This window comes from Arthrobacter sp. DNA4 (genome assembly GCF_024362385.1).
Lineage (GTDB): Bacteria > Actinomycetota > Actinomycetes > Actinomycetales > Micrococcaceae > Arthrobacter.
On sequence record NZ_CP101466.1, the window covers coordinates 2,831,629 to 2,842,499 of the forward strand.

Consider the following 10,871-nt stretch of genomic DNA (forward strand, 5'->3'; position numbering starts at 1 on the left):
TGCGCGGGGATATTCTGTGACAGCCAGAGCCGCTGCAATCGGAGACTGATCGTGACCTTCATTTCCAAGACCCCACACGCCGACGTTGTCCTGATAGGCGGCGGCATCATGAGCGCCACGCTGGGGGCATTCCTCAAGCAGCTGGAGCCGAACTGGACCATCTCCCTGTTCGAACGGCTGGACCAGCCTGGCCTCGAAAGCTCGGACCCCTGGAACAACGCAGGAACGGGCCACGCCGCCCTCTGCGAACTCAACTACTCGCCCGCAGCCAAAGACGGCTCGGTCAGCCCCGCCAAGGCACTGCTCATCAACGAACAGTTCCAGCTCTCCCGCCAGTTCTGGTCCCACCTGGTGGACAACAACCTCATCGGTTCCCCCAAGGGCTTCATCAACACCGTCCCGCACATGAGCTTCGTGATCGGCGAAGACCACACCAGGTTCCTGAAGACCCGGTACGAGGCGCTGAAGCCGCACCCCCTGTTCCGGAGCATGGAGTACTCCGAGGACCACGCCCAGATCGCCAAGTGGGCGCCTCTGATCGTCAAGGGCCGCGACCCCCAGCAGCGTATTGCCGCCACCCGCGCCGCCGAGGGCACCGACGTGGACTTCGGCGCACTCACCCGGGAGCTGACCACCTACCTGGGGAACAACGGCGTCGAAATCAACTACGGCCACGACGTCACCGGGATCTCCCGCGCCTCCGACGGCGGCTGGGACCTGACGCTGAAGTACCCCAAGTCCGGGGAACACGGCAAGATCCACGCCAAGTTCGTCTTCGTCGGCGCCGGCGGCGGTGCCCTGCACCTGCTTCAGGCCTCCGGCATCCCGGAAAGCAAAGGCTATGGCGGATTCCCGGTCTCCGGCCAGTTCTTCCGCTGCACGGACGAGACCATCGCCGCCCAGCACAGCGCCAAGGTCTACGGCCAGGCCTCCGTGGGCGCGCCGCCGATGTCCGTTCCGCACCTGGACACCCGCTACGTCAACGGGAAGCGTTCGCTCCTGTTCGGCCCGTACGCAGGCTTCTCCACCAACTTCCTGAAGAACGGCTCCTACCTGGACCTGCCCCTGTCCATCCGCCCCGGCAACATCATCCCGATGCTGGCCGTGGCGAAGGACAACATGGACCTCACGGCCTACCTGGTCAAGGAAGTGGTCAAGCGCCACGACCAGAAGGTGGAGGCGCTGCGCGAGTACTACCCCGAGGCAAAGGGCGGGGACTGGGAACTCATCACCGCCGGTCAGCGTGTACAGATCATCAAGAAAGACCCGCAAAAGGGCGGCATCCTCCAGTTCGGTACTGAAGTGATCGCCGGTCGTGACGGCTCCATCGGTGCGCTCCTGGGCGCTTCGCCGGGGGCGTCGACCGCTGTCCCCATCATGATCGAGCTGCTTCAGAAGACGTTCCCCAAGAACTTCAAGGGCTGGCAGTCCAAGCTCAAGGACATGATGCCCGGCTACGGGGTGAAGCTGGATGAGAATCCTGACCTCGCCGCGGAGCTGGAACGGGCCACGGCCGCGTCCCTTCAGCTGGAGAGTGTTTCCGCCAGCCACTGACCCTGCCGGGGCCAGCGGCTGGCACCCCCAGGGCTTGTACCAGTCACTTAGACCCCCCAGGAGACACCCATGTTCCGGTTGGCGCACCTTTCCCTGGCGAACCGGGCCCTGATCGCGCTGATCACCGTCTTCGCCTCGGTCTTCGGCGTGATCACTATGTCGTCGCTGAAGCAGGAGCTCATTCCTTCCATTGAGTTCCCGCAGATCACAGTGCTCAGCTCCATGCCGGGTGCATCGCCCGAAGTGGTTGACAAGCAGGTCAGCGGTCCGCTGGAAAAGGCGCTGAACGGCGTGGAGGGGCTGGAATCCACCTCCTCCACGTCGCGGACCGGCGTCTCCCAGATCACCATGGTGTTCACCTACGGATCCAACCTGGACCGGGCCCGGAACCAGATCGACCGGGCCATTTCCAACGCCAAGCGGACGCTGCCCAGCGATGTCCAGCCACAGGCCATCGCCGGAAGCATCAGCGACTTCCCCATTGTTTTCCTCGCCGTCTCCTCGGACAAGCCACTCAGTGAACTGAACGCGGACCTCCAGCGCCTCAGCGTGCCCCGGCTGCAGAAGATCGACGGCGTCCGCAGCGCCGACGTCACGGGCGGCGCCTCCCAGCACATCGAGATCCTCCCCCGCACCGAGGCCATGGCAGCGGCAGGGGCAGGCGTTACCGCCATCCGCGACGCCCTGTCCAACAACGGCGCGCTGATCCCTGCCGGAACACTTGAGGACCAGGGCAAGACCCTCTCGCTGCAGATCGGCAGCCCCGTCGATTCCCTCGATGCCATCAAGGCCCTGCCACTGTCCGGCGCCAAGAACGCGGCGACCATCGGCTCGGTAGCCGATGTTTCCCTCAAGGACGACGAGCGCACCTCCATCACGCGCACCAACGGCGCCGAGACGCTGGCGGTCTCCGTGCCCAAGAAACCCGAGGGTGACACGGTGGCGATCTCCCACGCGGTGCGGGACTCCTTGAATGAACTCGAGGCGGAGCTGGGCTCGAACGCCAAGTTCACCCCCGTCTTTGACCAGGCGCCGTTCATCGAAAAGTCCATCAAGGACCTCACCACGGAAGGCCTGCTGGGGCTGGGATTCGCCGTCGCCATCATCCTGCTCTTCCTGATGTCCGCCCGGTCCACGCTGGTCACGGCCGTCTCCATTCCGCTGTCCCTGCTGATCACGTTCATTGGCCTGTCAGCCACCGGCTACTCGCTGAACATCCTGACGCTGGGCGCCCTCACCATCGCGATCGGGCGGGTGGTGGACGACTCGATCGTGGTGATCGAGAACATCAAGCGGCACCTGAGCTACGGCGAGGAAAAGTCGACGGCGATCCTCACCGCCATCAGGGAGGTGGCCGTCGCCATCACCGCCTCAACCCTGACCACGGTGGCGGTGTTCCTGCCCATCGCGTTTGTCGGTGAACTGGCCGGTGAACTGTTCCGGCCGTTCGCCCTGACAGTCACCATGGCCCTGCTGGCGTCGCTGCTGGTATCCCTGACCATCGTTCCGGTGCTGGCCTACTGGTTCCTGAAGAACCCCAAGGGCGGCCCCGCCGGCGCGGCCGCAGGATCCCCCGAGGCGCGGCGCATTGCCGGCGAGGCCAAGGCAAGGGCCCACGACGCCGAGCAGCGCAGCCGGCTGCAGCGCGGCTACCTTCCCATCCTCCGGTCCACGCAGAAGCACCCCGTCATCACCCTGGTGGCGGCTGTCCTGGTGCTCGGAGCCACCGGTGCCATGACACCGCTGCTGGCCACCAACCTCCTCGGAAATTCCGGGCAAAACAGCCTGACCGTGCGCCAGGTACTGCTTACCGGAACCAGCCTGGCCGACACCAGTGCCGCCGCCGTCCGCCTCGAAGGGGTCCTGCGCGGCATCGACGGCATCAAGGATGTCCAGGTCACGTCCGGCAACGCCCAGGCAGGCTTCGCCGCACTCACCTCCACCGGCTCCTCCAACTCAACGTTCACGGTGGTGACCGACGAAAAGGCCAACCAGGAACGGCTCCAGGACACCGTGCGCTCGGAGCTTGCGAAGGTCCCCGACGCCGGAAAGATCTCCGTAGGCACCCAGCAGGGCGGCTTCGGCACCTCGTCCACCGTCGACATCACGCTGAAGGCTGCCACCAGCGCCGACCTGCAGTCGGCCAGCGACACCATGGTGGCCGCCATGACGGGCGTCCCCGGGACCAGCGAGGTGGCCAGCAACCTTGCTGCCAGCAACCCCGTGGTGCAGGTCAAGGTGGACCGGGCCAAAGCCGCGGCCGCCGGCCTGAACGAGGAACAGGTGGCCGGCGTCCTGGCCTCCACCATCAGCCCCATCCCGGCCGGCACGGTCCGGATCGACACCAACGACTTCCCCGTCCGGATCGGCCAGGGCACCAAGTTCACCAGCATCGATGCAGTCCGGAACATCCCGCTTCCGGCGGGCGGCCGGTCGGTGACGCTGGGAAGCATCGCCGCCGTGGAGCAGGTGGACGTCCCGGTCTCCATCACTGCCAGCAATGGTGAGCGCACCGCCAAGGTGTCCATCACGCCGTCGGGCTCCAACCTGGGCGCAGTGAACACCGAAGTCCAAAAGCGCCTGGCCGATGTCCAGCTGCCGCCGGGAGTCACCGCCACCATCGGTGGCGCCACCACCCAGCAGGCAGAGTCCTTCCGGCAACTGGGCCTGGCCCTGCTGGCAGCCATCGCCATCGTGTACGTCATCATGGTGGCCACCTTCAAGTCGCTCATCCAGCCGCTGATCCTGCTGGTCTCGGTTCCGTTCGCGGCCACCGGTGCGGTGGCCCTGCTGCTGCTCACGGGCGTGCCGCTGGGCCTGCCGTCGCTCATCGGCATGCTGATGCTCGTGGGCATCGTGGTCACCAACGCGATCGTGCTGATCGACCTGATCAACCAGTACCGGCAGCCACGCGATGGCCGGCCGGGCATGAACGTGGCGGACGCCATCACGAACGGCGCCCGGCAGCGGCTCCGGCCCATCCTCATGACGGCACTTGCCACGGTCTTTGCCCTGACCCCCATGGCCCTGGGCCTTACGGGCGGCGGCGGGTTCATTTCCCAGCCGCTGGCAGTGGTGGTGATCGGCGGCCTGGTGTCCTCCACGGCGCTGACCCTGATCCTGGTTCCGGTGCTCTACCGGCTGGTGGAAGGCCGGCGCGAGAAGAAGGCGCTGCTGCGGGACCTGCAGGCCCGCCCGGAACCCGGGCCCGGTTCGGACATCGACGCCGAACTCAGGGACTGGACCACTGGCCAGGTCCCTAAAGTCAGCGGCCGCCGGGCGGCGCCCGGCGCCGGATAAAGCCCAACGTAGCCGCGATGCCCGTACCAGATCCTGGTGCGGGCATCGCTGCGTTCCAGGGCATGGCCCCTAGGCAAGGGCGGGGAATAATCCACGGGACGTGGTGTTACAGAAGGCAATAGATGCAAATGCATCTACATTGGTCTACACTGGAACCAAGCCAGCAAGTCCAGGAACGGAAGGCACGTCATGCAGATCGGTGTATTCAGCGTCAGCGACATCACCACGGACCCCACCACGGGCCACACCCCCACCGAACACGAGCGCATCAAAGCCTCGGTGGCCATCGCCAAAAAGGTCGAGGAAATCGGCATGGATGTCTACGCCATCGGCGAGCACCACAACCGGCCGTTCTTCTCCTCCTCCCCTACCACCACCCTGGCCTACATCGCAGCCCAGACCGAACGCATCATCCTCTCCACGGCCACCACGCTGATCACCACCAATGACCCGGTGAAGATCGCCGAGGATTTCGCCATGCTCCAGCACTTGTCCGACGGCCGCGTCGATTTGGTCCTGGGCCGCGGCAACACCGCGCCGGTCTACCCGTGGTTCGGCAAGAACATCCAGGACGGCGTGGAACTGGCCATCGAGAACTACAGCCTCCTGCGCAAGCTCTGGGACGAGGACACCGTGAACTGGTCCGGCAAGTTCCGCACCCCGCTGCAGAACTTCACCTCCACTCCCCGCCCGCTCGACGGCGTGGCCCCCTTCGTGTGGCACGGTTCCATCCGCACGCCGCAGATCGCCGAGGTGGCCGCCTACTTCGGTGACGGCTTCTTCGCCAACAACATCTTCTGGCCCAAGGAGCACTACCAGCAGCTGATCGGCCTCTACCGCGAGCGGTATGAGCACTACGGCCACGGCAAGGCGGACCAGGCGATCGTGGGACTCGGCGGCCAGTTCTTCATGCGGAAGAACTCCCAGGATGCGGTGAAGGAATTCCGCCCGTACTTCGACAACGCCCCCGTCTACGGCCACGGTCCGTCCCTGGAGGACTTCACCTCGCAGACACCGCTGACCGTGGGCAGCCCGCAGGAAGTCATCGAGAAGACCCTGACCTTCCGCGAGCACTTCGGTGACTACCAGCGCCAGCTGTTCCTGATCGACCACGCCGGCCTGCCCCTGAAGACCGTCCTGGAGCAGCTGGACCTGTTCGGCGAGGAAGTGCTGCCGGTCCTGCGCAGGGAGTACGCAGCCCTTAAGCCCGCCCACGTACCGGAGCCGCCCACCCACGCAGGACGCGTGGCCGCCCTGCTGGCGTCACAGGACGCCGGCAAAGCCACCCCGGTGGCGTAATGGCTGCGGGAGGATCGGAATCGCCGGTGCGGCTGGCGGCGGAAACCTGGGAATCGCTGTTCCGCGCGCAGGTGGCTGTCATGCGGAAGCTGCAGTCCGGACCGGCGTTCCGGAAGCTTGCGGTGAACGAATACGACGTCCTGTTCACGCTCTCCCGCTGCCCGTCCGGCTGGCTGCGGCTCAACGAGCTCAACGACAACGTCCTGTTGAGCCAGTCCAGCCTCAGCCGGCTGGTGGAGCGGCTCGAAAAGCGGGGACTCGTGGCCCGGATGCCGGCACCGGAGGACGGCCGCGGCGTGCTGCTCAAGCTGACGGACGAGGGCCGGGAACTGCAGAAAGAGATCGGCCGCGAGCATGTGCGGGACATCTCGGCCCTGGTGGGGCCCGCCCTGACGGCCGCTGAGCAGAAGGAACTCATGCGGCTGACCGACAAGCTGCGGAACTCGCTGGGGAAGCGCTAGCCCAGCTGCACCAGCCGGGCCGGATCCTCGGCCGGAAGGTCCCCGTTCACCACGGCGGTCACGCGCAGCTGGTTCAACACCAGGCTGCCGCCCACCGTGGAAAGGAAGGCCGTGTCCGACGAATCCCGGCCCGCAGTGATGCGCAGCATCGACTCCCGCGGGGCAAGCCCCGTGGGGTCGATGACGTGCCAGGCACCCTCCACATAGGCTTCCGCCACGGCGTGGAAATCCATGGGATTCAAGCCGGGGGCGTAAACAGCCGCGAGGCGGGCCGGGATGTCCTTGGACCGCAGCAGGGCAATGGCCAGGTGAGCGAAGTCCCGGCAGACCCCCCGCCTGCTCAGGAGCGTCTCCACCGCGCCATCCGTGCCACGGGAGGAGCCGCTGATGTACCGCAGTTCGCCATTGACCCACTCGCGGACCGCATGCACCAGGTCGGCCCCGTGGACCCCGCCGAATTCGGCGTAGGCCGTCGGTAGCAGCCGGTCCGACTCGGCATACCGGCTGGGACGCACGTAGCGGATGCGGTCGGCCAGGCACGCCTCCTCGGGCACGGCGCGGCCGGTCACTGTGGCCGAGTATTCCACCGTGACTTCGGCAGGCTCGGCGAACTCCATGTAGTGGAACCGGCCCCCGTGGTGGTCCGAAATTTCCGTGAGGGGAACCTCCGCGCCCCCGGCCGTCACGGACAGGGATTCGTCAAAGGATGAGTAGCCGCTGTTCCTCGCCACGGCGATGGCCATGGCCACCTTGGTGTTGGCGATGGTCTTGAAGGCCAGGCGTGCGGAAACAGAGCGTTCCATGAATCTCCGGGGGTGTTGGGGGTGGAAGGCAAGTCGGCGCACCGGCGCCTGGTGGGCGCGGGCAGCGGGACTAGTTTTTGACCTTCAGCGACATTAGCATCCGCTGCACGTTGGCGAAGTCAGGGCTCCCGTTGACGTACTGGGCCGCCTGGCCCAAGGTGTCGAACGCCTTCGCCGGGGCCACCTTCTCGTCCGGCGCGAAGGCCTTGAGGGCCACCAGGTCCCCAAACGAGTAGTCCCCCTGCCCGGCCGGGCCGCGGACCACGTTGCGCAGCTCGCACGCCTTCCCGTCGGTTCCTCCCACCAGGTTGGTGATGCCGTAGGAACCGAAGTAGCGGTAGCCCTGGATCACCCGGTAAACCATGCGTGGCGGGATGGTGCCCTCCCCACCCTGCGCGGCAAGGTCGAACGGTACGCTGCTGATCACCGTGTACGGGCGCTGTGCGCTTTCCGGGCAGTCGGCGGACGACGGCGGCAGTCCCGTCCGGAGCGCGGCCATGAAGGTTCCGTCGGGCTTCTTCACGTCAACCCTGAGTCCGCCGGGAAGGACGCCTTCCTCCGGCGCCACGGACTGGGCGATCCAGTCCGCCGGCAAATCGAAGCTGACCGTCTTTGCGGGATCGGAGAACGTCTTCCAGGACGTTGCGGTGGGTACAGCCCGGGGCTCGCCGGAGGCCGGGGCTGATGCTGTTGCGCTGCCGGCCGGCGCCGCTGCCGTGGCCCCGGCGCCCGCCCCGTCGGCCGGTGAGGCCGTTCCGGACGCCGCCGGTGCCGAGGGGTCCGGTTGCGCAGTCCATCCGGACCCGGCCGTCTGTTGTCCGGAACACGCTGCCAGCAGAACCGCGGCAGCCACGAGTGAGATACCGGAAAGAACAGTCTTTACTGGCGCGCCCGTCATGAGGCCCAGCCTAACGGGACCCGCCCCTCCCCCGCCTGCCGCGGCGGTGTTTTCCGCATCGCGGACACCCGCCCCCAGGCTCCTCCCAACCCGCCCGCCACCCGGCCGCAGGCCGGGCACCCGGCCCGGCGTGTCGCCGTCGGACGTCTACCACCCCGGCCTGGGACTAGGCTGGAGGCTATGTCGGAAGAGCAGCACGGCGCAGCCGAAGAGAATCCCGCGGACATTTCCGCCCTGGACATTGCCGACTGGCGGCTGCGGACGTTTGCGCTCTACGACAATGTCCGGCGGATCTCCGCCGAGAGCCCGTCCGAGGCGCACTCATACTGGCGCCACCAGCGGGACCTGATGTTCGCAACGCACCCGGCTTCCGCCCTGACAGCGGCGGACAAGGCGCGCTTTTCCGGCCTCAAGACTGCCGACTATGATCCCATCTACCGCTTCCACGTCCCGCTCACCAAGGAAGGCGCAGGCCGGGAGATGAGCGTGGACACGGGAACCGACGGCGTGGTCAACTTCGTCCGGCTGGGCACGTTCGACCTGCCGGAAATGGGCCAGCTGGGGGTCTGGAAAATCCATGGCTACGGCGGCGGCATCTTCGTTCCGTTCCGCGACGCCACGGCCGGTCAGCCGGGCGGAAGCTACGGGGCCGGGCGCTACCTGCTGGACACCATCAAGGGCGCGTTCCACGGGGTCAGCGGCACGGGGCCCGGCGCCACCTTTGTGCTGGACTTCAACTTTGCCTACAACCCCTCCTGCGCCTACAACGAGGCGTGGGCCTGCCCGCTGCCCGGGCCATCAAACCGCCTGGCAGTGGAAATTCCCGTGGGCGAGCTGTACTGATGCCGGCCGTCCCCAGTTACGCCGCGTGAGGGAAGGTCTGTCCGCACCCGCCGCCACGGAGACTGACACGGAGACCGCCACCCGGCGCTTTCCCGCCACCAGGCACCACCGTGGTGTACTGCGCTTTCCGGTCATCCGGCAGCTGCTGCGTTTCTCCGGCGTCGGGGTCATCTGCACCGCGGCGTCCCTGGGGCTTTACGCGCTGCTGCGGCCGTGGCTGGGCGCCCAGCTGGCCAACGCCGTGGCGCTGGTCCTCACGTCGCTGCTGAACACGGCCCTGAACCGGCGGCTGACCTTCAAGATTGCTTACCAGCAACGCCGCACCCGCGACCACCTCAACGGCCTGGTGGTGATCGCCGTGGCGTTGGTGATCACCGGCAGCAGCCTGGGCGTGCTGCACTGGTTCAATCCGGACGCCACCGTGGGTGACGAACTGGTGGCCACCACGCTGTCCGGCTTCCTGGCCACCGCCGTGCGCTTCAGCATGCTGCGGCACTGGATCTTCCGCCGCGCGCGCCACCGCTAGGGTTTACAGGGGGCTACCGGCCCGGGCCCGCTCCGAGGTTCCTGACGCCGGCCACGGCCGCCTGGACGGCAGCCGCGGCAGCGTCGAGGTCCTCCCGCGTCACCGACGCGTCGAAACTGAACCGGACCGCCGTCTGGGCCACCTCGGCCGGAATGCCCATGGCCGTGAGCACGGGCGACGGCGCGTCCGACCCTGCAGCGCACGCCGAGCCGCTGGAGCAGACCACGCCGCGGCGTTCCAGCTCGAGGAGCACCGACTCGCCGCTGGTACCGGGGAAGCAAAACGACGCCACTGACGGCAGCCGTTCGGACGGATGCCCGGTGAGGACGGCGTCCGGCACGCCTGCCAGGACGGCTGCGATGAACCGGTCCCGCAGGGCGGCAACCCTTGCCTGCTCCCCTGCCTGGCGGTCCCGGGCAAGCGTGAGGGCGGTGGCCAGCCCCACCGCGCCGGCAACGTTTTCCGTTCCGGACCGGCGGCCCCGCTCCTGGCCGCCGCCGTGGATGACCGGTTCCAAGCGCGTACGGCTCCGGATGAACAGCAGGCCGCAGCCTTTAGGTGCCCCCAGCTTGTGCCCCGAGATGCTCATCGCGTCCACGCCCAGAGGGCGGGTGTCGAGCGGCAGCCAGCCGGCGGCCTGGACGGCGTCGGTGTGGAACGGGATGCCCTGGGCGCGGGCGAGTTCCGCCAGCCCGGCGATGGGCTGGATGGTTCCCACCTCGTTGTTGGCGTACATGATGCTCACCAGCGCGGTTTCCGGGCGCAGCACCCCGGCAAGTGCTTCGGGTGTGACGCGGCCTGTTGGATCCACCGGGACCACGTCGACGGCGAAGCCGTGGAAGCGCTCCAGGTACCGGGCGGATTCCTCCACGGCGGGGTGTTCGACGGCGCTGATCACCACCCGGTCCAGCAGCGGGTTTGCCGCCTGCCGGGCCAGGGCGATGCCTTTCACCGCCAGGTTGTCCGCTTCGGTTCCACCAGAGGTGAACACCACTTCGCCCTGCCGGCAGCCAAGGACATCCGCCACGGCCCTCCGAGCCTGCGCGAGAGCCTCGGCTGCCGCCTCGCCCAGGGTGTGGTGGCTGGAGGGATTCCCGAATCCGCCCGTGAGGTAGGGCCACATGGCGTCCAGCACTTCACGGCGGACCGGGGTGGTGGCGGCGGCGTCAAGGAAGATCACGGCAGCG

The 10,871-nt window shown here is 67.4% G+C and carries 9 protein-coding genes; 6 read left to right on the top strand and 3 right to left on the bottom strand.

Annotation, left to right across the window (positions count from 1 at the left end; genetic code table 11):
* Positions 1 to 51: 51 nt before the first annotated feature.
* The 4 genes from NMQ03_RS13040 to NMQ03_RS13055 all read left to right on the top strand — a co-directional run bounded on the left by NMQ03_RS13040 (position 52) and on the right by NMQ03_RS13055 (position 6,614).
* A complete protein-coding gene (locus tag NMQ03_RS13040) occupies positions 52 to 1,554 on the top strand; it encodes a malate:quinone oxidoreductase (protein WP_255172545.1) in 1,503 nt (500 codons plus the stop codon).
* Between the two features lie 69 nt (positions 1,555 to 1,623).
* A complete protein-coding gene (locus NMQ03_RS13045) occupies positions 1,624 to 4,854 on the top strand; it encodes an efflux RND transporter permease subunit (RefSeq protein WP_255172546.1) in 3,231 nt (1,076 codons plus the stop codon).
* Between the two features lie 189 nt (positions 4,855 to 5,043).
* The gene (locus NMQ03_RS13050) at positions 5,044 to 6,153 is read left to right on the top strand and encodes an LLM class flavin-dependent oxidoreductase (RefSeq protein WP_255172547.1); all 1,110 of its coding nucleotides are present in this window, start codon (positions 5,044 to 5,046) and stop codon (positions 6,151 to 6,153) included.
* Positions 6,153 to 6,614, top strand: a complete 462-nt coding sequence (locus tag NMQ03_RS13055; protein ID WP_224026440.1) for a MarR family winged helix-turn-helix transcriptional regulator — start codon at positions 6,153 to 6,155, stop codon at positions 6,612 to 6,614. Before NMQ03_RS13050 ends, NMQ03_RS13055 begins: the two co-directional genes overlap by 1 nt.
* Here the strand turns inward: NMQ03_RS13055 and NMQ03_RS13060 are convergent.
* Positions 6,611 to 7,417, bottom strand: coding sequence for a transglutaminase family protein (locus NMQ03_RS13060; protein WP_255172548.1), 807 nt, complete (start codon positions 7,415 to 7,417; stop codon positions 6,611 to 6,613). The genes NMQ03_RS13055 and NMQ03_RS13060 overlap by 4 nt on opposite strands.
* Positions 7,418 to 7,487: 70 nt before the next feature.
* On the bottom strand, positions 7,488 to 8,315 hold the full coding sequence (locus NMQ03_RS13065) for a hypothetical protein (RefSeq protein ID WP_255172549.1): 828 nt from the start codon (positions 8,313 to 8,315) through the stop codon (positions 7,488 to 7,490).
* Between the two features lie 180 nt (positions 8,316 to 8,495).
* Here NMQ03_RS13065 and NMQ03_RS13070 point away from each other — a divergent pair, with 180 nt between their 5' ends.
* Positions 8,496 to 9,158 (top strand): DUF1684 domain-containing protein, encoded by a 663-nt coding sequence (locus tag NMQ03_RS13070; RefSeq protein WP_255172550.1) that lies wholly within the window; start codon positions 8,496 to 8,498, stop codon positions 9,156 to 9,158.
* Between the two features lie 25 nt (positions 9,159 to 9,183).
* Positions 9,184 to 9,684: a GtrA family protein gene (locus tag NMQ03_RS13075; protein ID WP_255172551.1), complete on the top strand. Its 501-nt coding sequence runs from the start codon at positions 9,184 to 9,186 to the stop codon at positions 9,682 to 9,684.
* Between the two features lie 13 nt (positions 9,685 to 9,697).
* Here NMQ03_RS13075 and NMQ03_RS13080 read toward each other — a convergent pair whose 3' ends face one another.
* Positions 9,698 to 10,864, bottom strand: a complete 1,167-nt coding sequence (locus NMQ03_RS13080) for a cysteine desulfurase family protein (RefSeq protein WP_255172552.1) — start codon at positions 10,862 to 10,864, stop codon at positions 9,698 to 9,700.
* Positions 10,865 to 10,871: the final 7 nt, after the last annotated feature.